Origin of the sequence: Paraburkholderia sp. BL23I1N1 (assembly GCF_003610295.1) — a bacterium.
GTDB lineage: Bacteria > Pseudomonadota > Gammaproteobacteria > Burkholderiales > Burkholderiaceae > Paraburkholderia.
Map to the genome: position 1 here is coordinate 351,410 of NZ_RAPV01000001.1, position 23,489 is coordinate 374,898.

At 62.9% G+C, this 23,489-nt stretch carries 22 protein-coding genes and 1 riboswitch; of the genes, 7 read left to right on the forward strand and 15 right to left on the reverse strand.

The features are described from left to right. Positions 1-234: 234 nt before the first annotated feature. Positions 235-1,470, reverse strand: coding sequence for a UbiH/UbiF/VisC/COQ6 family ubiquinone biosynthesis hydroxylase (locus B0G76_RS01755; protein WP_120289601.1), 1,236 nt, complete (start codon positions 1,468-1,470; stop codon positions 235-237). 19 nt (positions 1,471-1,489) lie between these two features. Next, positions 1,490-2,896, reverse strand: a complete 1,407-nt coding sequence (locus B0G76_RS01760) for an aminopeptidase P N-terminal domain-containing protein (protein ID WP_120289603.1) — start codon at positions 2,894-2,896, stop codon at positions 1,490-1,492. A gap of 231 nt (positions 2,897-3,127) precedes the next feature. On the opposite strand from B0G76_RS01760, the gene B0G76_RS01765 reads away from it, so the two are divergent. Together B0G76_RS01765 and B0G76_RS01770 are read left to right on the forward strand one after the other, a co-directional pair. Continuing rightward, entirely contained in the window at positions 3,128-3,742 is a 615-nt protein-coding gene (locus B0G76_RS01765; RefSeq protein WP_183081971.1) for a glutathione S-transferase C-terminal domain-containing protein, read from the forward strand. Between the two features lie 295 nt (positions 3,743-4,037). Continuing rightward, positions 4,038-4,796 carry a M48 family metallopeptidase gene (locus B0G76_RS01770; RefSeq protein WP_120289605.1) on the forward strand — a complete coding sequence of 253 codons (759 nt, stop codon included), beginning with the start codon at positions 4,038-4,040 and terminating at the stop codon, positions 4,794-4,796. Between the two features lie 64 nt (positions 4,797-4,860). Here B0G76_RS01770 and lnt read toward each other — a convergent pair whose 3' ends face one another. The 7 genes from lnt to B0G76_RS01805 all read right to left on the reverse strand — a co-directional run bounded on the left by lnt (position 4,861) and on the right by B0G76_RS01805 (position 12,688). Continuing rightward, the gene (gene lnt / locus B0G76_RS01775) at positions 4,861-6,603 is read right to left on the reverse strand and encodes an apolipoprotein N-acyltransferase (RefSeq protein ID WP_120289607.1); all 1,743 of its coding nucleotides are present in this window, start codon (positions 6,601-6,603) and stop codon (positions 4,861-4,863) included. Between the two features lie 49 nt (positions 6,604-6,652). Further along, positions 6,653-7,546 (reverse strand): HlyC/CorC family transporter, encoded by an 894-nt coding sequence (locus B0G76_RS01780; protein ID WP_091799238.1) that lies wholly within the window; start codon positions 7,544-7,546, stop codon positions 6,653-6,655. Between the two features lie 220 nt (positions 7,547-7,766). Beyond that, entirely contained in the window at positions 7,767-8,447 is a 681-nt protein-coding gene (locus tag B0G76_RS01785; protein WP_120289609.1) for a gamma-glutamylcyclotransferase, read from the reverse strand. A 27-nt stretch (positions 8,448-8,474) separates the two neighbouring features. Continuing rightward, a complete protein-coding gene (gene ybeY / locus B0G76_RS01790) occupies positions 8,475-8,936 on the reverse strand; it encodes an rRNA maturation RNase YbeY (RefSeq protein ID WP_120289611.1) in 462 nt (153 codons plus the stop codon). A 122-nt stretch (positions 8,937-9,058) separates the two neighbouring features. Then, complete coding sequence (locus B0G76_RS01795) at positions 9,059-10,132, reverse strand: PhoH family protein (RefSeq protein WP_120289613.1); 1,074 nt, start codon at positions 10,130-10,132, stop codon at positions 9,059-9,061. 47 nt (positions 10,133-10,179) lie between these two features. Continuing rightward, complete coding sequence (gene miaB / locus B0G76_RS01800) at positions 10,180-11,553, reverse strand: tRNA (N6-isopentenyl adenosine(37)-C2)-methylthiotransferase MiaB (RefSeq protein ID WP_120289615.1); 1,374 nt, start codon at positions 11,551-11,553, stop codon at positions 10,180-10,182. A gap of 151 nt (positions 11,554-11,704) precedes the next feature. Then, entirely contained in the window at positions 11,705-12,688 is a 984-nt protein-coding gene (locus B0G76_RS01805) for a LysR family transcriptional regulator (RefSeq protein WP_120289617.1), read from the reverse strand. Positions 12,689-12,803: 115 nt separating this feature from the next. On the opposite strand from B0G76_RS01805, the gene B0G76_RS01810 reads away from it, so the two are divergent. The 4 genes from B0G76_RS01810 (at position 12,804) to ribB (ending at position 16,663) form a co-directional block, all read left to right on the forward strand. Beyond that, positions 12,804-13,205, forward strand: coding sequence for a VOC family protein (locus B0G76_RS01810; RefSeq protein ID WP_120289618.1), 402 nt, complete (start codon positions 12,804-12,806; stop codon positions 13,203-13,205). Between the two features lie 31 nt (positions 13,206-13,236). Beyond that, on the forward strand, positions 13,237-14,403 hold the full coding sequence (locus B0G76_RS01815) for an MFS transporter (protein ID WP_120289620.1): 1,167 nt from the start codon (positions 13,237-13,239) through the stop codon (positions 14,401-14,403). 256 nt (positions 14,404-14,659) lie between these two features. Beyond that, positions 14,660-15,349, forward strand: a complete 690-nt coding sequence (locus B0G76_RS01820) for a helix-turn-helix domain-containing protein (RefSeq protein WP_120289622.1) — start codon at positions 14,660-14,662, stop codon at positions 15,347-15,349. Positions 15,350-15,469: 120 nt separating this feature from the next. After that, positions 15,470-15,797, forward strand: a riboswitch (FMN riboswitch). 146 nt (positions 15,798-15,943) lie between these two features. Beyond that, positions 15,944-16,663, forward strand: coding sequence for a 3,4-dihydroxy-2-butanone-4-phosphate synthase (gene ribB, locus B0G76_RS01825; RefSeq protein WP_120289624.1), 720 nt, complete (start codon positions 15,944-15,946; stop codon positions 16,661-16,663). A gap of 100 nt (positions 16,664-16,763) precedes the next feature. Here ribB and B0G76_RS01830 read toward each other — a convergent pair whose 3' ends face one another. The 4 genes from B0G76_RS01830 to glpD form a co-directional block, all read right to left on the reverse strand. Then, complete coding sequence (locus B0G76_RS01830) at positions 16,764-17,450, reverse strand: HAD family hydrolase (RefSeq protein WP_120289626.1); 687 nt, start codon at positions 17,448-17,450, stop codon at positions 16,764-16,766. A 198-nt stretch (positions 17,451-17,648) separates the two neighbouring features. Next, positions 17,649-18,362: an MIP/aquaporin family protein gene (locus B0G76_RS01835; protein WP_120289628.1), complete on the reverse strand. Its 714-nt coding sequence runs from the start codon at positions 18,360-18,362 to the stop codon at positions 17,649-17,651. A 91-nt stretch (positions 18,363-18,453) separates the two neighbouring features. Further along, positions 18,454-19,953 (reverse strand): glycerol kinase GlpK, encoded by a 1,500-nt coding sequence (gene glpK / locus B0G76_RS01840; protein ID WP_120289630.1) that lies wholly within the window; start codon positions 19,951-19,953, stop codon positions 18,454-18,456. Positions 19,954-20,198: 245 nt separating this feature from the next. Beyond that, positions 20,199-21,728: a glycerol-3-phosphate dehydrogenase gene (gene glpD, locus B0G76_RS01845; protein ID WP_120289632.1), complete on the reverse strand. Its 1,530-nt coding sequence runs from the start codon at positions 21,726-21,728 to the stop codon at positions 20,199-20,201. A 216-nt stretch (positions 21,729-21,944) separates the two neighbouring features. Here glpD and B0G76_RS01850 point away from each other — a divergent pair, with 216 nt between their 5' ends. Beyond that, entirely contained in the window at positions 21,945-22,319 is a 375-nt protein-coding gene (locus B0G76_RS01850) for a hypothetical protein (protein WP_120289634.1), read from the forward strand. A gap of 78 nt (positions 22,320-22,397) precedes the next feature. On the opposite strand, the gene B0G76_RS01855 is transcribed toward B0G76_RS01850, so the two are convergent. Continuing rightward, on the reverse strand, positions 22,398-23,024 hold the full coding sequence (locus B0G76_RS01855; RefSeq protein ID WP_120289636.1) for a TetR/AcrR family transcriptional regulator: 627 nt from the start codon (positions 23,022-23,024) through the stop codon (positions 22,398-22,400). Positions 23,025-23,123: 99 nt separating this feature from the next. Further along, positions 23,124-23,321: a hypothetical protein gene (locus B0G76_RS01860; protein WP_054034465.1), complete on the reverse strand. Its 198-nt coding sequence runs from the start codon at positions 23,319-23,321 to the stop codon at positions 23,124-23,126. Positions 23,322-23,489: the final 168 nt, after the last annotated feature.

Here is a 23,489-nt window from a genome sequence, read left to right on the forward strand (position 1 = left end):
CCCGCGGCCGATTGTTCAAATTCTGTCAATCGGCGCGATCGCGAAATGCGAGGGAAAACAGCTATTTTAGCGTTAACAGCTGGTCGGCACCCGACTTGGGGCCGTCGTAACTCATTAAATCTTCTATGAAAGTGGTGCGGTTCATAGAACCGGCACCGCTCGCGCCGCTCCGCATGCGGTGCCTAAAAAGGCTGCAGCGGCGGTGGGGCGCGAGCGGGCTATGCTTGGCGCCACTTAGCGGCGCTGACCGAACATCATTTGCCGCGCCAGCGCGGTTTTCACCGGCGGCACGAATTCGAGCGCGGTGAGAGCGAGGCCGCGCAAGGCGGCGAGCGGTGGGAAGTCGACGGTAAAAAGGCGTGCGAGCGTGTCGGTCGCGCCGATCGTCAGGCGCCGGTCGAGCGCGCGGCGTTGCGCGAACGTAGCGAGCGCGAGCGGGGTGGGGCCCTCCGTCGACAAGGCATCGGCAAGCGCATGCGCGTCGCGCAAGCCAAGATTCAGACCTTGGCCCGCCACCGGATGCAGCGTCTGCGCCGCATTGCCAATGGCGACGATATGGCCCTTGACGAGCGTATCGACCGTGTTCAGTCCCAGCGGAAACGACGCGCGCCCCTTGATTTGCGTAAAGCTGCCCATGCGGCTGCCGAATGCGGCGCCGAGTTCGCGGAGGAATTCGTCGTCGGGGAGCTGGGCGCGTCGCGCGGCTTCTTCGGGGGCGCAGCACCACACCAGCGCGTAATTCGCGCCGCGCACGCCGCCCATTGGCAGCAGCGCGATGGGCCCTTGCGACGTGAAGCGCTCCCACGCCACGTGCGGTTGTGGCGCCGACACGCTGACCGTGCCGACCAGCGCGGTCTGTCCGTAATCGCGTGAGTCACCGCTGGCGCCGCTTCCTGCGCGCCCGGCGGTTTTCTGGTCGCCGAACAGGCCGCCCTCGGCATTGACCAGAATCCGCGTGCGCAGTTGGCGCTCGACACCCGCGGTTTCGATCGGCAGCGTGACGCCGTCGAGATCCTGAGTCGGCGCCGCGGCGGAGGTGGAGCGGAACCAGTGCACGGACGTCGCGTGAACAGCTTCGGCGAGACCATGCACGATCGCGCCATAACGCAGCACATAGCCGAGCGCCGGCAAGCCGTGCTCACTGTGGTCGATCAGCGTGCGGCCAAAATGGCCGCGCTGCGACACGTGGATGCGTTGGATCGCGGTGGCGTCGGCGGGCCAGCGCAGCGGTTCGAGAATCATCCGGCTGCCCTGCGACACGGCGATCGCGCGCGGATCGGCGATCGAATCTTCCGGCTCGCGCGCGTCGATCAGCGCGATCTTCAGCGCGTGCGTCGCGCTGCGGCGCGCCAGCCAGCCGGCAAGCGCCAGCCCGACCGGCCCGGCGCCGACGATCGTCACGTCGAAATCGAAGGGACGGTCGGACACGGCGGGTTTCAGAATTACCGTCGACTGGGAAACGTCGTTCATTGCGGGTTGCTTCCTTGGGTTACTTCCCAGCATCCTGGGCAGCGCGGGCTTCCTGCATCAGCGCCTCGATCTCCTCGGCGGCCACCGGGACGTCGCGCGTGATCAGCTCGCAACCGTCCGGCGTGATGATCGCGTCGTCTTCGATGCGGATACCGATGTTCCAGTAGCGCTCGGGCACGCCCTCGGCCGGACGGATGTACAGACCGGGCTCGACGGTCAGCGCCATCCCCGCCTGCAGCGTGCGCCACGGCAGCGCGCCCGCTTCGTCGCGCGGTGCGCCCCGTTCGCGGTAATCGCCGACATCGTGCACGTCCATGCCGATCCAATGGCCGGTGCGGTGCATATAGAACGGCGCATAGGCGCGCTCGCCGATTACGTCGCCGACCGAGGCGAACTTCGTGCGATCGATGATGCCGGTGTCAAGCAGCCCTTGCGACAGCACGCGCACAGCGGCCTGGTGCGGATCGTCGAAGGTGGCGCCGACGCGGGTGGCGTCGACGGCAGCCTGCTGGGCGGCCAGCACGATGCCGTACAGCTCGCGCTGCGCCGGCGTGAAGCGGCCGCTTGCCGGAAAGGTGCGGGTGATGTCGGATGCATAGCCGTCGAGTTCGCAGGCGGCGTCGATCAGGATCAGATCGCCGTCCTGGGCAATTGCATTGCCGGCCGGGTAGTGCAGCACGCAGGCGTTGGCGCCCGCAGCGACGATCGACGTGTAAGCCGGCGCCTGCGCGCCGAACTTGCGGAATGTGTAGAGCAACTCGGCTTCGAGTTCGTACTCGCGCACGCCGGGGTGGCAGGCGGCCATGGCGCGACGATGCGCTTGCGCCGAAATCTGTCCGGCGCGGCGCATGATGGCGAGCTCGTGGTGATCCTTGACGAGCCGCATGTCGTCGAGCAGCGGGATCAGATCCTGCGCGACGGTGGGGGCGGCGACGCCGCTGCGGCCCTGCGCACGCACCGCGTCGAGCCAGCCGCGCACCTGTTCGTCCAGTTCCGCCGAGGTGCCGAGCGCGTAATGCAGCGACGGCTTGTCAGCGAGAATACGCGGCAGTTGCGTATCGACTTCGCTCACGGCGAAGGCGGCGTCGAAGCCGAACGCCTCGCGCGCGCCGTCTGGCCCGAAACGGAATCCGTCCCACGTCTCGCGCTCGACATTCTTTTCGCGGCAAAACAGGATCGACGCCGGGCCGCCAGGCGCGGCGCTCGCGTCGAGCACCAGCCAGGCCTCGGGTTCGGTGAAGCCTGTCAGATAGTAGAAGTAGCTATCGTGCCGGTAGGGGTAGTCGGCGTCCCGGTTGCGCAGCTTTTCCGGCGCGGTGGGCACGATGGCGACGCCCCCGCCTGCTGCGCGCAGCGCGGCGAGTACGCGCTCGCGGCGCGTGCGGTAGACGTCGGTGGCGATGATGGGTTCGGTCGGCTGGTTCATTTTGCGATTGTAGCGCCCAATGCGGCGACTTATTTTGCACGGATACTGACGGGAGAAGGTGGCCCCCAACCGCATTGGCCATTTGGCCGGGTAGACTGCGCGCGAGCGCTGCGGCAATGTTGCAATCCATCCACAGCGAGCATCCATGCGGCTTGCGAAGCGGCTTCACCATACTCGGGAATGCCGCCGACCACTTATACTTTCGCCGAATTCAAGAAAAGGCAGATGGCAATGATGAAACTCATCGGTTCGCTCGCCAGCCCGTTCGTGCGCAAAGCGCGGATCGTTCTGGCCGACAAGAAGATCGACTACGAACTCGTCCAGGAGAACGTTTGGGCGCCGGACACCACGATTCACACCTTCAATCCGATCGGCAAGGTGCCATGCCTCGTCATGGAAGACGGCGAAGCGGTGTTCGACTCGCGGGTGATCTGCGAATACGTGGATACGTTGTCGCCGGTCGGTAAGCTGATTCCGCCGTCGGGGCGCGAGCGCGTCGAAGTGCGGTGCTGGGAAGCGCTCGCCGACGGCATCCTCGACGCCGCGGTGCTGATTCGCCTCGAAAGTACCCAGCGCACGCCCGAGCAGCGCGTGGACGCGTGGGTGGCGCGGCAGCAACGCAAGATCGACGAAGGCCTGATCGCGATGTCGCAAGGTTTGGGCGGCAAGCCATGGTGCACGGGCAATCACTACACGCTCGCGGATATCGCGGTGGGTTGCGCGCTGGGTTACCTCGATTTCCGCATGCCTGAGTTGAACTGGCGCGAACCGTATCCGAATCTGGATAAGCATTTCCAGAAGCTGTCGTTGCGTCAGTCGTTTATCGATACGGTACCGGCGAATTGAGAGAAGTCCTCCTGGCCGCGAAGCGGAGCGGTTGTCTGGATGCGAAATGCCTAAAATGTTCGCCAGATTGCAAAATGATGTCATTCAAGCTTTCATTTGTATAAATTAAAGCTTGCGACTGTGGTAAAAATGCGCCTACCCGTCAGGCGCATTTTTTTTGTCTGTCGCGTGACGCAATGGTTTATGCAATCGACATAGGTGGAGTTTTTCTCCGGTGATATGCGGCCATTGCGAATGGGCGGCGCCTTAAAACGCACCGTCGATATTAATAACGTCCGCAACCGAGACTTCCACCATAAAACCGTACCGCTTTGTCATTGCCGCTTCTGCCTGCGCCCTGTTTGCCGCGTGTTCGAGCGTCAACAACGTCAATCCGACTGCGCTGATCCAGTCCGGCCAGCAGGCCGTTCAGGCCGCCACGCTCAGCGACACCGACGTGCGCTCGCTGACCGACAAGTCTTGCGCACAACTGGATAGCGAAAATCAGATTGCCGCGGCGAACAGCAAGTACCAGAAACGTCTGAATAAGATCGCCGCGCAACTGGGCAATAACATCAACGGCGTGCCGGTGAACTACAAGGTCTACGTCACCAAGGACGTCAATGCATGGGCGATGGCAAATGGCTGCGTGCGCGTCTATAGCGGCCTGATGGACATGATGAACGACAACGAAGTGCGCGGCGTGGTCGGCCATGAAATGGGCCACGTGGCGCTCGGCCATACGAGGAAGGCGCTGCAGGTCGCGTACGCGACTTCGGCGGCGCGCTCGGTGGCTTCGTCGGCGGGCGGCGTGGCGGGGAGTTTGTCCAGCTCGCAGCTTGGCGATTTTTCCGAGAAGCTGATTAATGCGCAGTTCTCTCAAGCCCAGGAAAGCGCAGCCGACGATTATTCATTCGACTTGCAGAAAAAGAAGAGTCTCGATCCATCGGGATTGGTAACGGCTTTCAGCAAGCTCGCACAACTGGATGGCGGCAAGTCGAGTATGTTGAGTTCGCATCCGGCCTCTCCGGCGCGCGCGCAGCATATTCAGCAGCGGATTGCTTCGAATCAGTAACGCCTGATTTTTTATAAACGCGCGCTCACGATGTTTCGGAGCGCGCGTTTTCTATTGAGGCGGATTATTTTTTACCGTTTTGCCGCCGCCTGATTCCCGGCCCGAACGCAAACCCGAACGCCAGCAAGAACAACGAAACCGCCAGCACCGTGTTGTTGCCGCTTGTCACATAGGGCGTGCTGCCCGAGGTCCCTTGCACCTTCACATCGAGCGAGCCGATCGTGTACGGCGGCAGGCGTCCGATCACCTTGCCGTTGGCGTCGATCGCGGCGGTCGTGCCGGTGTTGGTGGCGCGCAGCATGGGGCGGCCGGTTTCCAGCGAACGCATGCGCGCGATCTGCAAATGTTGATCGAGTGCGATCGTGTCGCCGAACCAGGCGAGATTGGTCGAGTTGACGAGGACGCCCGCCGGCGTATTGCTCTCGTGAATGTTCCGCGCGATCTCCTCGCCGAAAATATCCTCATAGCAGATGTCGACGGAGACCGGTTGGTTATGCACGATGAACGGCTTCTGCACGGGCGCGCCGCGCGCGAAATCGCCGAGTGGAATGCTCATCAGATTCACGAACCACCGGAAGCCCCACGGCACGAATTCGCCGAACGGCACGAGATGGTGTTTGTCGTAGCGATACACGTCGCGAATGCCCGGCGTGACGCCGAACAGGCTATTCGTATAGTCGACCACCTGGCCTTCCGGCGTGATGGTGCCGCCGATCGCGCCAAACACGATCGCGGTGCCCGTTGTATCCGAGAAGTTGCGCACTGCCGAGGCGAACTGCGGCGGCAATTGCTGGGCAAGCACCGGAATGGCGGTTTCCGGCGTGACGATCAGGTCGGCCGGCTTCGACGTGATCATCTGCTGATACATGTCGATCGCGGCGCGCATGCCGGCTTCTTCGAACTTCATTTCCTGTTTGACGTTGCCTTGCAGGAGACGTACCGTCAGCGGCGCGTTGGCCGGCAGGGTCCACTGCACGAGCGGCAACAGCAGACCGGCCGCGATCAGCGCAAGCGCGACGCCCCCCGGGACCGCGATGCGCGCGATATGGCGTTTAGCGCCATTGCCAGCATTTCCAGCGTTGCTTGCTGCAGCAGCATCGCGTTGCCCGCGCGACGGCAGCAGTGGTACCAGCGCCTGCACGATCAACGCCGCCACCAGCGCCAGCATCCAGCCGATTCCATACACACCCGCCACGGGTGCAAAGCCTGCGAGCGGGCCGTCTACTTGCGCATAACCGCTCCCAAGCCACGGAAAGCCGGTGAAAACGGTGCCGCGCAACCATTCGCCGATCGCCCACGCGCTCGCAAAAGCCAGCGCGCCGTGCCAGGTCGGCGAGAACGGTTGGTCGGTGTCGGACGTGCCGGTAGCGGAGGCGCCGTTGCGCGCATGTCCGGCGCAGAACGACCAGATGCCCGCAGCGAACGCCGGGTACACCGCCAGATACAGCGAGAACAGCACGACCGCCGCGCCCGCGAGCGGCGCGGCCATGCCGCCGTAATCGTGCATGCTCACGTACAGCCACCACACACCGGTGGCGAAGTTGCCGAAGCCGAAAGCACCACCCGTCAGCGCTGCGCTTTTCCAGCTGGTGGTACGTGTCAGCCACGCAAAGAAGAAAGCGAAGATCACGAGTTCGAGCCAGCCGCCGTGCGGCGTCGGTGCGAACGACAACGTATTGGCCGCACCAGCGGCCAACGCGACGAGGTAATGCCAGCGGGGCAGCGCACGGCCGCGTGCATCTCGGGTGGCAGGGGCGGCAGGAGCACTCACGCCGCGGCGCGAACGGGATGTAATCGGGTCGGCCATTGTTGCGCGGTCGGCGTGAGGAGTTGAAGAAGCGAAGAAAAATAGCGGATCAGGTTTGCACGTGCTGTGCTTCGCGCTCGCGCTGGCCGGCAAGCGGGTCGCGGCGCACCAGCAGCATGTGAATCTGGCGGGCGTCGCCACGCAGAATCTCGAAGATCAGATCGTCGAGGCGGACTTTTTCACCGCGATGCGGCACCCGTCCGAAATGATGCGTGACGAGGCCGCCGATGGTATCGACTTCGTCGTCCGAATAATGCGTGCCGAAAGCCTCGTTGAACTGCTCGATTTCGGTGAGCGCGCGCACGCGGAAGCGCCCGTCCGGCGACGCGATGATGTTGCCGCTTTCTTCGTCGAAATCGTATTCGTCTTCAATATCGCCGACGATCTGTTCCAGCACGTCTTCGATCGTAATCAGGCCCGCCACGCCGCCGTATTCGTCGACCACCACCGCGAGGTGGTTGCGATTCACGCGGAAGTCGTGCAGCAGCACATTCAGGCGCTTCGACTCGGGGATGAAGACGGCGGGGCGCAGCATGCCGCGCACGTCGAATTCTTCTTCGGCGTAGTAGCGCAGCAGATCTTTCGCGAGCAGCACGCCGATGATGTTGTCGCGATTGCCCTCGTAGACCGGATAACGCGAGTGCGCCTTTTCCAGCACGTAGGGGATGAATTCGGCGGGATTGTCCGCGATGTTGATCGCGTCCATTTGTGCGCGCGGCACCATGATGTCGCGGGCGCTCAGTTCGGACACCTGGAATACGCCCTCGATCATCGACAGCGAGTCGGCGTCGATCAGGTTGCGCTCGTGCGCGTCCTGCAGGATTTCCAGGAGTTCTGCACGCGAGTCGGGCTCGGGCGAGATGAAGTCGGTCAGACGCTCGAGGAGTGAGCGTTTTTCTTGCGGTTTGTCGGTTTGACGTCGACTGGGATACGTGTCGTTCATGGTAGTGCGCCCGGCGAGACTGGGCGCGCTGTTGCAGAGCATTAAGGATACACCAGTCACATGGCAGGACCGTGTCCCGCCTGGTCTGGCGATGAGTGAAACGGTAATCAAGCCGCCCGGCCGCGTGCGGTGGGGGCGTAGGTCAATCCTAACTGATTACAGGAGGAAAAGCGTTTTCGAGCAAAAAAGCGCGCTGGCTCCAAGGCTGTCCGCCGTTGCCCTATTTCTGCCCGGCCTTGCGGCTTTTCTCACAGCAACGTTCAAGCAGCGCCTCCAGCGCGCGGTCGGGCATGCCGCTTTCGCGCAACGCATGGACGGTGCGGCTGACGTATTCGAGCGTGGTGCCGTAGCGGCCGCTCGCGCAGCCGAACACGGCTTTGACGATCTCGTCGCGCAGCTTGCCGGTGTAGCTCGGCACGTCGCGCCGCATCACGAACGCGAGCGCGTCGACGCGCCGGCCGTCGGCGAGCACGCAGGGCAGCCACGCCGGGCGGTACGATCCCATCGCCATTTCACGGCGCCACAACGCTTCCAGATGCGGCATCGCGCCCTCGGCGGCGAGGCGGAAGGCGATGCCGGAGCACGAGCCGCCGCGATCGAGCGCGAGCACGAGGCCCGGCTGCTCGGGCGTGCCGCGATTCACGCGCGACCACAAATACAGGCCGCGGTGATAGCCGTGCACTTTCGAACGGGTGGCTTCGATGGTGGGGAGACCAGGATTCCAGATCAGCGAACCATAGCCGAATAGCCACAGGTCGCTCTTGCGGTCCCAGTCGCGCAACGCGCAGTCGAGCGATGCGCGCAACTCCTCGTCCGTCAGCAGCCGCGACTCGCCGAGCGCGGGCGGATAGTCCGGGCAGGGCGTATTTCGGGTCTCGGCTTCAGGGGAGGACGTGCTCACGGTGACTTTTGAAGATGGCGGCACAGACTATTGATAAGGATCCGGGAAGCCGAGCTTGCCAAGGATTTCGGTTTCGATCGCTTCCATTTCCTCGGCTTCTTCCTCGATCTCGTGATCGTAGCCTTGCGCATGGAGGGTGCCGTGCACAAGCAGATGCGCGTAGTGCGCGATCAGCGGTTTGCCCTGCTCGGCGGCTTCTTTCTCCACCACGGGGCAGCACAGGATCAGGTCGCCGGTCACCGGATCGTCTTCCGATTCGGCGTAGGCGAAGGTCAGCACGTTGGTGGAGTAATCCTTGCCGCGATAGGTGCGGTTAAGCAGGCGGCCTTCTTCGGCGTCGACGAAACGCACGGTCAGTTCGCCGTCCGCGAAGAGCGCCGCCTTGATCCAGCCGGCCACGGTCGCGCGCGGCAGCAGCGCTTTGTGTTCCGGCCAGGCCTTGGCGGCGGGGAATTGCAGATTCAACGTCAGTTTTGGTGCGCGGCTCATGCGGTGTCGGCTTGTTGCTTGGGTTGCTACGGCATATCCGGTGAAAACTGACGCAAATGAGTGACGCAATTGAGTGACTCAAATTAGCGCCGCAAATGAGCGACGCCAATCAAGGCCACAAACTAGCGCGAATTCACCGGACTGGCGGTTTTCTGCGAATGGGCATCGTACGCTTCCACAATTCGCGCGACCAGCGGATGTCGCACCACGTCCGCGCTCGTGAAACGCGTAAGCGCAATGCCGCGCACGTCCGCCAGCACCTGTTGCGCTTCGATCAGCCCGCTCTTCGCGCCACGCGGCAAGTCGACCTGGGTCGTGTCGCCGGTCACCACGGCCTTCGAGCCGAAACCGATCCGCGTGAGGAACATCTTCATCTGTTCGGGCGTGGTGTTCTGCGCCTCGTCGAGGATGATGAACGCGTGATTCAACGTGCGGCCGCGCATGTAGGCGAGCGGTGCGATTTCGATCATCTGCCGCTCGAACATCTTGGCGGTCTTGTCGAAGCCGAGCAGGTCGTACAGCGCGTCGTACAGCGGACGCAGATACGGATCGACCTTCTGCGCCAGATCGCCCGGCAGGAAGCCGAGGCGTTCGCCCGCTTCGACGGCTGGACGCGTCAGCACGATGCGTTTCACCTGATCGCGCTCCAGCGCGTCCACCGCGCAAGCCACCGCGAGATACGTTTTGCCCGTACCCGCCGGACCGACGCCGAACGTTACGTCGTGCGAAATGATCTGCTTCAGATACTCGCGTTGCATCGGCGTGCGGCCGCGCAGATCGGCGCGGCGCGTGTACAGCTTCGGGCCGAGTTCTTCGAGATCGTCTTCGCTGCTGTCGGCGGGCTGATCGAATGGATGGTCCGGATTGCCGGGAAAACGTGTGTCTGCGGCGTCCGCGCCCTGGCCGTTGCCATTCGCGCGATGGCGCGCCGGGTGACGCACTTCGACGAGCGCGAGCTGGATGTCGTCGACCGACAGCGGCTCGCGCGCGTTGTTGTAGAAGTTTTCGAGCGCGGTGAGCGCGAGTTTTGCGCCGCGCCCGCGAATCGTGATGCGGTGGGCACGGCGTTGCAGTGTGACGTCAAGCGCCTGCTCGATCTGCCGCAGATTTTCGTCGAGCGGTCCGCAGAGGTTGGCGAGCCGCGCGTTGTCGTCGCGCGGTGCGGTGAATTCCAGATGCTGCTGAGTGGTCTTCAAGGCGGTGGATCGATCCTGTCGGGTTCGTGACGCCGGGCGGGCGTCGCTCAGTGAGTGGTCGCGTGGGTGTCGTCGTGCACCAGCACGAGTTCGCCACGTAACGAATGGGGGTACGCATGGACGATTTTCACGTCCACCATCTGGCCGATCAGCCGCGCATGCGATGCGACCGGCGCCGGGAAATTCACCACGCGGTTGTTCTCGGTGCGCCCCGCGAGTTCGTTCGGATCCTTGCGCGCCGGGCGCTCGACCAGAATCCGCTCGATCTTGCCGACCATCGAATCGCTGATGCGCTGCACGTTTTCTTCGATCGTAGCCTGCAGATGGTACAGACGCTTGAGCTTCACTTCGTGTGGCGTGTCGTCGTGCAGATTCGCAGCCGGCGTACCGGGACGCGGGCTGTAGATGAACGAGAAGCTGGTGTCGTACTTCATCTCGTGAATCAACGCCATCATCTTGTCGAAGTCTTCTTCCGTCTCGCCGGGGAAGCCGACGATCATGTCGGTCGACAAAGACAGGTCCGGACGGATCGCGCGCAGCTTGCGGATCACCGACTTGTATTCGAGCACCGTGTAGCCGCGCTTCATCGCCATCAGGATGCGGTCGGAACCGTGCTGCACCGGCAGATGCAGATGGCTGACGAGCTTCGGCACCTTGGCGTAGGTGTCGATCAGACGCTGCGTGAATTCCTTCGGATGCGACGTGGTGTAGCGAATCCGTTCGATGCCCGGAATATCCGCAACGTATTCGATCAGCTGAGCGAAGTCGGCGATTTCGCTCGAGCCGAGCGTAATACCGGCGCGATAGGCGTTCACGTTCTGGCCGAGCAGCGTGACTTCGCGCACGCCCTGGTCGGCGAGGCCGGCGATTTCGGTCAGCACGTCGTCCAGCGGACGCGACACTTCTTCGCCGCGCGTGTAGGGCACGACGCAGTAGCTGCAGTACTTGCTGCAGCCTTCCATGATCGAGACGAACGCGCTCGCGCCATCGACGCGCGCCGGCGGCAAGTGATCGAACTTTTCGATTTCCGGGAACGAGATGTCGACCTGAGCACGGCCGCTTTCGCGGCGCTTGTCGATCATTTGCGGCAGACGGTGCAGCGTTTGCGGTCCGAACACCAGATCGACATACGGTGCGCGCGCCACGATCGACGCACCTTCCTGGCTTGCCACGCAACCGCCCACGCCGATGATCAGATTCGGGTTCGCTTCTTTCAACTCGCGCACACGGCCGAGCTCGGAGAAGACTTTCTCCTGCGCTTTTTCGCGCACCGAGCAGGTGTTGAAGAGAATGACGTCCGCATCTTCCGGCGTGTCGGTCTTGACGAGGCCTTCAGCCGCGCCGAGTACGTCGACCATCTTGTCGGAGTCGTACTCGTTCATCTGGCAGCCGTAGGTCTTTACATAAACTTTCTTGGTCATCGATTTTCGCCGGTCGCAGTGGTTAACCTGGGGGCATCGTTTAAAAGGTAAAGGGGGTTGGAAACGTGCGGACGGGCCACGGGGCGGCGCTGGTGCTTGCCTGAGCCCATTTCGGTCCACTTTCAATACACGTTTGCAGCGTAGCGCAATATTATAGCCCTTCATCGGATGCGGTTTCCGCCGCGGCCTTGGCTCGCGGCCGCTCCGGCGGCAAGCCCAGCAGGCCTTCCAGTTCGTCCGACACTTGCGCGAAGCGCTCGCTCAGGAAATCCAGCAGCGCGCGCACGCGCGGCGCCATGAAACGGTTGCGGTGGTAGAGCGCGTGCAATGGCGCGTCCGGATAGCGCCATTCGGGCAGCAGGATTTTCAGGCAGTCGCCCCGCAAGTCCGCTTCCACGTCCCACATCGACTTGATGACGATGCCGTAGCCGCGCCGCGCCCATTCCCGGGCCACGGCGCCGTCGTTGGTTTCCCGGGAGGTCTCGAACGGCACGGTGTAGTGCTGCACTTCGTCACCGCGTGTGAAACGCCACTCGTTGACCGGTCCGGACGCGGTGCCGAGCACGATGCAGTCGAAGTTCGCCAGGTCGTGCGGATCTTTCGGTTCGCCCTTGCGAGCGATGTAGTCCGGCGAGGCGCACAGCACCCGCCGGTTCGACGCCAGCTTGCGGGCGACGAGCGAGCTGTCCCGCGGCACGCCAAAGCGGATTGCCAGATCGATGTCTTCCTGCACCAGATTCGATAGCGAGTCCGAAAGCGTCAGCGCGAACGTGACTTCCGGGTAAAGCGCGTTGAACTCGTCGAGCCAGTGCATCAGCAGATTGCGGCCGAAGTCCGAAGTCGCCGAGATTCGCACCTTGCCGCGCACCACGCCTTGGCCGGCTTGCAGCGCGGCCTCGGCGTCGTCGAGCGATTGCAGCGCCTGGCGGCAGCAGTTCAGGTACAGCCGGCCCTCGTCCGTGAGCCTGAGTTGACGGGTGGTGCGCTCGAACAGACGTGTTTTCAGGCCGGCTTCGAGTTTGGCCAACCGCGCGCTGGCGGCGGCCGGCGTCAGGCCCATCTTGCGGCCCGCCGCCGAGAGGCTGCCCTGCTGCGCCGCTTCGACGAACAGGCGGATATCACCGAGGTTATCCATCGCGATCTTTTAAAATAATTTTAAAATGCTTCAAATGCTACGCCAATTATCAAAACGACGTGTTCCGCTCACAATGCACTCCTCGTAAACCCTTAGTGCTTCGTGCAGCCCCGCCATGCAACTCGATCACGCAACGATCGTCACCGCCGACCTGAAGACCGCGCGACGTTTTTTTGTCGACGTTGCCGGGCTGACGGATGGCGCGCGTCCGCCGTTTTCGGTCGACGGCCACTGGCTGTATGCAAACGGCCGTCCGGTGATTCATCTGATCGACGCGACGGTGCCTGCCCAGACAGGCAGGGCCGCGCCGCGCATCGACCATGTCGCGTTCCGGCTGGACAGCGCCGACGAATGGCAGGCGCTGTTGCAGCGCTTGCATGCGGCGGATGTGCCTTATCAACTCGCCGAAGTGCCACAGATGGGTCCGCAGCAAGCCGAATTGCAATTGTTCACCGCGCTCGCGCCGGGTGTGGTCATCGAATTCGTGACCGCGCTGCGTCACGTTCATCGCAGCTAACACGCTTAACTTTAGAACCTGGAGTAGAAAAATGCCCATTCCATTACTGGCGTTAGCGATCAGCGCTTTCGCGATCGGCACGACCGAGTTCGTGATCATGGGCTTGCTGCCCGATGTTGCGCGCGATCTGGCCGTGTCGATTCCGTCTGCCGGTTTGCTGGTGAGTGGCTATGCGCTCGGCGTCGCCGTCGGCGCGCCGCTGCTCGCAGTGGTCACCAGCAAGATGCCGCGCAAGCTCGCGTTGCAGTTGCTGATGGGCGTGTTCATCGTCGGCAATACGCTGTGCGCGATTGCGTCCAGCTATTCCGTGCTGATGTTCGCCCGCGTGGTGACGTCGTTTGCGCATGGGTCGTTCTTTGGCATCGGCGCAGTGGTGGCGGCTTCGCTCGTGCCGGCTGAAAAGCGGGCGAGCGCGATTGCGCTGATGTTCACCGGCTTGACGCTCGCGAACGTGCTCGGTGTGCCGTTCGGCACGTTCGTCGGTCAGGAATTCGGCTGGCGTGCGGCGTTCTGGATCGTCAGCGTGTTTGGGGTGCTGTCGCTGGCTGGCGTGTCGCTGCTGGTGCCGAATCGTCATGATTCCGGCCCGGTCGGCCTGGGTCACGAAGTGCGCGTGCTGAAGGACCCGCAAGTCTGGACCGCGCTTGCGATGACGGTGCTCGGCTTCGGCGGCGTGTTCGTCGTGTTCACTTATATCGCGCCGATTCTCGAGCAGGTCAGCGGATTCTCGCCGCGCGGCGTGACGCTGATTCTGGTGCTGTTCGGTATCGGCCTCACGATCGGCAATACCGTGGGCGGCAAGCTCGCGGACCGCGCATTGATGCCTTCGCTGATGGGCATTCTGGTGGCGCTCGCGGTCGTGATGGCGATTTTCGCGCGGACCAGCCATTCGCAAGTGGCCGCGGCGATCACCATTTTTGTGTGGGGCATTGCTGCTTTTGCGACCGTGCCGCCATTGCAGATGCGCGTGGTCGAGAAAGCCGCGGCGGCGCCGAATCTGGCTTCGACGTTGAACATCGGTGCGTTCAACGTGGGCAATGCAGGCGGCGCGTGGTTAGGCGGTCTGGTGATCAATCACGGCCATTCGCTCGATACGCTGCCGTGGGTTGCGGCGGCGGTCAGTGTGGTGGCGTTGCTGCTCACGTGGTTCGCGGCGAGGATGGATGCGCCGGCGAGGGCTGTGGCGCAAAGCGCGTGAGTGTGGGTGAGCGCCTGAGTGTGCGCGAGCGCCTTGGCGAGCCCGGGGTGCGTCTAAACGCCTGCCCGGGAGCGTCCGAGCGCTCGCATCGGCGCGGCCACGCCCATATGAAAAATTCGCACAAGCTTTGCGAGAACCGTCCTCCGCAATGCTGATAACAGTGTGAAGATAACTTCGTTGGGCGCGGCGAGGCGCGATGCTATCTTGCTTCCACTAACCGCTTGCCCGCCGTCCGGCGGCGCTCCTGGAGGCAATCATGCATTCCCCGCTTGCGTTGGTTCGCGATCCCACGGCTGACACCGATGGGTCGCCGCGTGCCACTGAACCCTTCGATGCGCTTGAACATCTGGTCGGCGTGAATCTCGCCCGTTTGCGCGCCGAGCGCCAACTTTCGCTCGATGCTCTCGCCCGTGCTTCGGGCGTCTCGCGAGCGATGCTCGCGCAGATCGAGTCGGCGCGCAGTGTGCCGTCGATCAAGGTGCTGTGCAAGGTCGCATCGGCGTTGAAGGTATCGGTGGCGGCGTTCTTGCGACGTCATGCGACCAACGGCTTCGAGCATTTGCCGGCGGAGCGTTCGTCGCGTGTCGTCAGCTCGAATGGGCGCTACTCGGCCCGGCCGCTTTATCCCGACGCCGAGCCGACTGCTGCCGAGTTTCATGAGTTGCGTATCGCGCCGTTGCATACCGAGGCCGGCACACGCCGCGCGCCGGGCACCACCGTGAATCTGGTGGTGAGCGAGGGCACGTTGGAAGTCAGCGTGCACGATCAGCGCCAATTACTGGCAACGGGTGACGCTATTGTGTTCGACGCCGACCAGCCGCACAGCCTGCGCAATCCCGGCGACACAGAAGCGCGCGCGTTTCGCGTGACGCTGAAGGCGGAAACGCCGCCGCGCTGGGACGTGCCCGCGCCGCACGATTTGCCAAGGCAGGCCGTGCCGGTCTGACGAATACTTTTTCAGGCGGATCGGACGATGAAGCAGCAAAGTCCGTCTACCCAGTAGGGGTCGCGCTGCAGGTCTTGCGCGACTGTTGTATGCTTCGCCAGCCGGTTGGTCCGGCAATCAGTGCGTCTTCAGGGCGGGGTGAAATTCCCCACCGGCGGTATGCCGGCAGCGCGAAAGCGTGAGCCGGTGAGCCCGCGAGCGCCCGTGTCGTCAATGTGTTTGGCACTGTGCAACTACGTTGCATGGGACGAGAGTAAGTGCTTTGCATGGGATCGGAGTAGCGAGCTAAAGCGCGAACTTCGATCGACAGCTAAAGCGCTAACTCAGGTCGACAGCCTTGCATGGGACCCGAGTAACCGCTAAAGCGGCAACTCGGGTCGACAGGGGGTCAGCAGATCTGGTGAGAAGCCAGAGCCGACGGTTAGAGTCCGGATGGAAGAAGATGTGCAGATAGTCATGTTCGTTTCCGTGGCGCCGCTAGCAGTTGAAGCGGGGCGCGAGCGTCGCTTTTCGCGGCGTTCAACGGCGCGTCTTTGTCTGTTTGCAATGCCCTGAAACGTTTCTCGCCCAACTTTTGCGATGAGCGTTTCAACTATGTCCTTTGCTACTTTTCCTGCTCCGTCGACGATTGCACCCGATGCATCGCTCGATCTCCCCCTGCTCGACACCGAGCCCGTTCCGCCGCGTATCGCCGCCGCCTTGCAGGCCATGCGCGATGGCCGCGCCGTCGTCCTGCAAGACGATCACGACCGCGAGAACGAAGCCGATCTGATCGTTTCCGCCGAGCGTCTTTCCGTCGAAACCATGGCCTTGCTGATTCGCGAATGCAGCGGCATCGTCTGCCTGTGCCTGCCCGACGAGAAGATTCGCGCACTCGAATTGCCGCCTATGGCCGTCAACAACGAAAGCCGTCATGGCACCGCGTTCACGGTCTCGATCGAAGCGCGCGATGGCGTGACCACCGGCGTGTCCGCACTCGATCGCGTGACCACGATCCGCGCGGCGATCAGCGATACGGCGAAGCCGGCCGATATCGTGCGCCCGGGTCACGTGTTCCCGTTGCGCGCGCAGCCTGGCGGCGTGCTGGCGCGTCGCGGCCACACCGAAGGCACGGTCGATCTGGCGGTTCTCGCGGGTCTGAAGCCGGCCGGCGTGCTGTGCGAACTGATGAACGCGGACGGCACGATGACGCGCGGTGCGGACGTGGAGCGCTTCGCGGCGCAACACAATCTGCCGATGCTGACGATCGCGGAGTTGGTGGAATTCCGCGAGGCGCTGGCGACGGCGCGCGAATGTGTCGCCGACGAGGTTTGATGTTTGCAAAAACAAACCCCACGCCTGGAAAAGCGTGGGGTTTGTCATGTCTGAAGCCTGAAGCCAGCTACCGCAGCCGGCTTTTTTATTGCAGCATCCGTTACGACTGCACGTCGCCAAACTCACCGCGCACGCCGGCTTCAACCAGCGCGGGCAGTTCATCCATATGCTTCATGATGCGGGTCATGCCCATCTTACGCAGGGCATCCGCATAACCGTCGGGGATATGGCTCGCACCCACGAAGGCAATCGTCTTCATGCCCGCCGCACGCGCCGCATTCAAACCGGCCACGCTATCTTCCACGACGACGCATCGCGCCGGCTCCACGCCCAGTGTCTTTGCAGCGAACAGATAAACATCGGGGTAAGGCTTCGGCCGCGCCACCTGTTCGGCGCTAAAAATCCGTTCGCCGAAAATCTGCTGCAAGCCCGCGCGCCGCACCGACGCATTCACACGCGCCATCCGGCTATTCGACACGACAGCGGCCGGCAGGGTGACGCGTTGCAAGGCGTCGCGCACGCCGTTGATCGGGCTGAGCGAGGCCGCGAGCTCAAGCTCGACGTTGTGCTCGATCGTATTGAAGAAATCGGTGGGTAGCGTGATATCGAACGACTTCTCGATACCTTCGAGGAAGCGCGAGGTCTGCTGGCCGAACGCCGTCTTGACGACAGGTTCGAAGTCGAGGCCGGGGAAGGTGGCGGACAGCGTTTCGAGCATCACGCGGTCGGCGATGATTTCACTGTCGACGAGCACGCCGTCGCAGTCACAGATGAGGTGGTCGATCATGCTTTTAAAACGGAAAGCGAGAGGCACGCGAGCAAGACGATTGCAAGCTCATGCGCGGAGATTGAAAGCATCATGATACGTGCTTTGGCGCCGCGTGCGCGGCGCCGTCGCTTTCCGTCGGCGCTTATTTGCGCCTTGGGCGTGTGTTTAGTGCGCCGTGTGCGCGCCTTATATATGCGCCCCATGTGCGCCGCAGAATCAGTGCGCGTGCAGGTACAGATACAAGCCCGTTGCCGCTGCGCCGCCCAGCAGCGGACCGCACACCGGAATCCACGAATAACGCCAGTCGCTGTCGCGCTTGCCCGGAATCGGCAGCAGCGCGTGCATCAGACGCGGCGACAGGTCGCGCGCCGGGCTCATCGCGTAACCGGTCGGGCCGCCGAGCGAAATGCCGATGCCGAGTACGAGCAGGCCGACCGGCAGCGCGTCGAGCGCGCCCAAACCAACTTGCGGCGAAGCCAGATACAGCACGCCGAGAATCAGCACGAAGGTCGCGATCATTTCGGTGAGCAGGTTATGCGGCACGCTGCGAATGGCGGGCGCCGTACAGAACACGCCGAGCTTCACGTCGGCATCGCCTTCTTTCGCGAAATGTTGACGATACGCGAGCCACACAAGCAGGGCGCCCGCCATACCGCCGAGCATCTGCGCCGCGATGTAGCCCGGCACCTTGGCCCATGCGAATTTGCCGGCCAGCGCGAGGCTGATCGTGACGACAGGATTCAGGTGCGCGCCGCTGTAAGACGCGGTGACGTACACGGCGATGAACACGGCCATCGCCCAGCCCATCACGATCACGATCAGGTCCGCGCCTTTGCCTTTGGTGCGCGCGAGCAGCACGTTGGCAACCGCGCCGTTGCCGAGCAGCACCAGTAGCGCGGTGCCGATGAATTCCGCAATGTAAGGAGACATGATTTGGTATCCGAAATATAGTTGTTAGGGAAGCCGCGGGAAAAGCGGCTTCGTTATGTCGAAAGATGTCTTATGGAACGGGTCGAGGCAATCAGGGCGTATCGGCCCAGGCCTTCGCGGCGCGAATCGCGCGCTGCCAGCCGTCGAGGCATTCCTTGACGTTGGCGTGCGGGAGGGCCGGCGTGAAACGGCGGTCGAGCGCCCATTGGCTCTTCAGTTCGTTCACGTCTTTCCAGTAGCCGACCGCGAGACCGGCCAGATACGCCGCGCCCAATGCGGTCGTCTCCGATACCTTCGGACGAACCGCGTCGACGCCGAGAATGTCCGCCTGGAATTGCATCAGCAGATTGTTCGCGCACGCGCCGCCGTCCACGCGCAATTCGCCGATACGAATGCCGGAGTCGGCTTCCATCGCTTTCAGCACGTCGAGCGATTGATAGGCGATCGAGTCGAGCGCGGCGCGGGCGATATGCGCCGAGCTCGTACCGCGCGTCACACCGAACAGCGTGCCGCGCGCCCGGGCGTTCCAGTGCGGCGCGCCGAGACCGGCGAAGGCGGGCACCAGATACACGCCGTCGCTATGCGACACGCTCTGCGCGAGGGTTTCGATTTCAGCGGCGTTCTTGATGATGCCGAGGCCGTCGCGCAGCCATTGCACCACCGCGCCGCCGATGAAGATGCTGCCTTCGAGCGCGTAGTTGATCTGGTCGCCGATTTGCCAGGCAATCGTGGTGACGAGATTGTTCTTCGATTCGATCGGCTTGTCGCCGGTGTTCATCACGAGGAAGCAGCCGGTGCCGTAGGTGTTCTTCACCATGCCCGACTCCGTGCACATCTGGCCGAACAGGGCCGCGTGCTGGTCGCCGGCGATGCCCGCGAGCGGAATCTTCGAAGCGAACACGGTGGTCTTGGTCGGCCCGTACACTTCCGACGACGCCCGCACTTCCGGCAGCATGTTGCGCGGAATGTCGAGCGCTTCGAGCAGCTCGTCGTCCCACTTCAGCGTGTGGATGTTGAACAGCATGGTGCGCGACGCGTTGGTCACGTCGGTGACGTGCAGGCCGCCCTTGGTGAAATTCCACACCAGCCAGCTATCCACCGTGCCGAACGCGAGGCGCCCTTGCTTCGCTTTTTCGCGCGCGCCCTCGACGTTGTCGAGAATCCAGCGGATCTTGGTTGCGGAAAAATACGAGTCGATCGGCAGGCCGGTTTTCGCGCGGACTTTTTCTTCGAGACCTTGCTCTTTGAGCTGGTCGCAGAAGTCGGCCGTGCGGCGGTCTTGCCAGACGATCGCGTTATAGATCGGATGGCCGGTTTCGCGGTCCCACACGATGGTGGTCTCGCGCTGATTGGTAATGCCGATCGCGGCGATCGACGTGCCATTCATGCCGGCGCGCGTGACGGCTTCGGCGGCGACGCCGGCCTGGGTCGACCAGATTTCCTGCGGGTCGTGCTCGACCCAACCCGGACGCGGATAGATTTGCTGGAATTCTTTCTGAGCGGTCGACACGACGTTGCCGAGCCGGTCGAACAGCATCGCGCGGGAGCTGGTGGTGCCTTGGTCTAGCGCGAGGATGTACTGATCCTGCATTGTCTCTTCTCCATTTGTTTTATGAATCGCCGGACTTCTATCCGGCGACGGGAACGGCTTGTTGTTTTAAGCGGGCGGCAATAGCTTGAGGTTGCGCGTCCCGGCTTTGTCAGTAGCCGAGGGGTGAAAATCGATTCAGTTCGTGCGGGTTCGTCCACGTAGTCGGGCCGCGTTGATAAAGACTGGCCATACGATGCGACTACGTGGTTTAACCAGGTAACCTAATTAATAACTAACTGCCTTGACTAGGCACTCTGTCGGAACGGTTCGCGGGCGAACCACGCGTCGATGTCGTGTGTGATCGAATCGAGCGTGCCCGGTTCGATGTGCAGGCCGAGTTTCGAGCGGCGCCACAACACGTCCTGCGCACTGCGCGCCCATTCGGTGTCGCGCAAATAGGTGAGTTCGGCTTCGTACAGGCCTGGCGCGAAAGCGCGGCCGAGGTCCGCCACCGAGCGCGCATTGCCAATCACATGCTTCACGCGCGTGCCGTATGCACGCGCGAGTCGATGAGCCAGATCGGCGGGCAGCCACGCGTTCTGCTGCTTGAAACCGGCGAGGAAGCGCTCGAAGTTGGCTTGCGGAATATCGCCGCCGGGCAACGGCGCACCGGCTGTCCACGAAGGCGTGCCGTTATGCAGCGCATAAGCGAGTTTGTCCACGGCTTCTTCCGCGAGCTTGCGGAACGTCGTGATCTTGCCGCCGAACACGGACAGAAGCGGTGCTTCGCCCGCGGGCGCGTCGAATTCGAGCGAGTAATCGCGCGTGACCGCCGACGGGTTGTCCGCACCTTCTTCCTCGAGCAGCGGACGCACGCCCGAGTAGGTCCAGCGCACGTCTTGCGGCGAGATCTTCTGCTTGAAATAGCGGTTGATCGAATCGCACAGATACTGTATTTCGTCCGCGTCGATCGCGACTTTCGATGGGTCGCCGCGATATTCGAGGTCGGTCGTGCCGATCAGCGTGTAGTCGTGTTCGTACGGAATCGCGAAGATGATCCGCTTGTCCGGATTCTGGAAGATGTACGCGTGATCGTGATCGAACAGGCGGCGCGTGACGATATGGCTGCCTTTCACGAGGCGCACGCTATGCGTCGCCTCGCGGCCGAGCGCGCCTTGCAGCAGTTCGCCGACCCACGGACCGGCCGCGTTTGCCATGGAAGCCGCGCGCACGTCGAGAATCGTGCCGTCCGCGCGCTTGAGTTGCGCGCGCCATTCGCCACCGGCGCGCACCGCGCTCAGCAGTTTGGTACGCGTGAGAATCTTTGCGCCGCGTTCCTGCGCATCCAGCGCGTTGAGCACGACCAGGCGCGCGTCATTCACCCAACCGTCCGAATACACGAAACCGCGCTTGATCGAATCGACCAGCGGCGCGCCGGCAGGATGATTGTGCATCACAATGCCGCGCGAGCCGGGCAGCAGTTCGCGTTTAGCGAGGTGATCGTAAAGGAACAGGCCGGCGCGAATGAGCCAGGCCGGGCGCAGATCAGGCATATGCGGCATCACGAAGCGCAGCGGCCACATGATGTGCGGCGCTGCGCGTAGCAGCGTTTCGCGCTCCTGCAGGGCTTTGCGCACCAGCCCGAACTCGCGGTACTCGAGATAGCGCAGGCCGCCGTGAATCAGCTTGGTACTGGCCGACGACGTATGGGCCGCCAGATCATCCTGTTCGCAGAGCAGCACCGACAGGCCGCGGCCCGCCGCATCGCGTGCGATGCCTGCGCCGTTGATCCCGCCGCCCACGACGAGCAAATCGTATCTCGAGCCTTGCGTCACCTGCTGTGTCCCCTGCGTCGAATTCGGAAAGCTGTTTGGAAAAACTATCGAACCGATAGTGTTCGTTTTCGAACTTTAATGAACATATTCGAAAAAGTAAAGTTCGGTTTTCTTAGGCTTTCCTCTAGCGATTGGTCAAGGTGGTGGCGAAACGGTGGTGGCGAAACGCGTGGCCACGGACGATACTCTCGGCAGCAGCCATTTCGAGGTGAATTTATGCGTGGACTTTGGATAATCGGCGCCGCTGCGCTCCTGACGGGATGCATCAGCTCGCCGAGCTTGAACGGGACGATGGGCGCGCCCTCGTTCGCATCGTTGCAACAGATGTGCAGTGCCCAAACGATCGACTACGGCAACGACGCGCAAAGCGTCTACGCGACGCTGTTCGACGCGTACGTGGCGAACCGGCGTGGCAAGTTATCGAAGGACGATTACTGCGCGTTCCAGGCGTCGATTGCGCAGCGCTATTCGAGCCAGGGCGTGAGTGCCGATCCGCAGGTGCGCAATCAGTGGGTTGCGTTCTTCATCGACCAGCGAGCCAAGGCGTTGAGCTGGCGCGCGGCAGCCGACCCGACCTTGCGCGCGGGCTGAACTTCACGCGCGGTTTTCTCCATCCGTTCCTTCCCGCCGGGAGATTCGCGTCGAGCGAGTTGACCGGCGAATGCGAGGCTAGCCGCGCTGCGGCAGGGCTCCGCGCCACAACATCCGGCGAATCTGCGCGAACACGGCTTCGCGCGTCGGCGCGTTGCTCGCGGCGCTTTGTTGCGCCTGTGGCAATGGCAACTGATTGGCGAGCGCCAGCATGGTGAAGCCGTGCAGGCTTGCCCAGTAGGCGTAGCCGATCAATTGGGGGTCGCCTTCCAGAATGCCCGCAGCCACGAGCTGCTCGAAGTGCGCCCCGAGCATGCGCCAGGCACGCTGCGACGCGGCGGTGAGTTCCGGGTAAGCGCCGTCCTGCTGGGTCAGATCGAACATCAGGCGGTAGGCATGCGGCTCGTCCAGCGCGAACGCCACGTAGGCTTCGGCGACGGCGGAGTGGTCGGTCGCCGGAGCCTGTTTCGCCGCGGCTTCGAGCCGCGCCGCGAAGCGGTTGAACGCCGCGGCGCGAACCATCGCAAGGATCTCCTCCTTGTCGCGGAAGTAGCGATAGGGCGTCATCGCGCTGCAACCCAGTTCCTTTGCCAGTTCGCGCATCGTCACGCCTTGCGCGCCGCGCGTGGCGAACGCGTTTTCGGCCACGCGCCGCATGGTTTCGCGGAATTGCTGGATGTCGTCGGAGGAAAGTGTTTTTGGCATGCGCGAAGGCAGAAGGTCCGTCGCGTCAATTTACCGTGTAAATGAATTGGACACAACAAAGCGGCCGATCGAGCGGCCGCTTCTGCAAAATCCAACGTACTAGGAAAAACGTTTGATGGCCCGGAGTGCGCTGTCGCCGGTTTCGGTTACGCGCCATTGTTCGTTGCCCGATGCGAGCCGTTCGAGCTGCACAAGCTGGCGTTCCAGCAGGGCGTCGAGCTCTTCTCGTTCCATGTCGACTTGATTGGGGGCGTCCTTGACGAGCAACAACGTGGCGAATTCATGCGGACTCAGCATCGTTCTCTCCATGTCAAGCTAACGCGGACGGCCTTGCAGGCGACTGGCCCGAGGCCAGTGAAGTCCGCTAGAGGATCAGGCGGGAGGTGCGGCTATCACGACAGGTTCACGCTGCCGGCGCACCGCGTAACGCGGAACGGACGCCGGGGAACTGGAGTGTAGTCAACC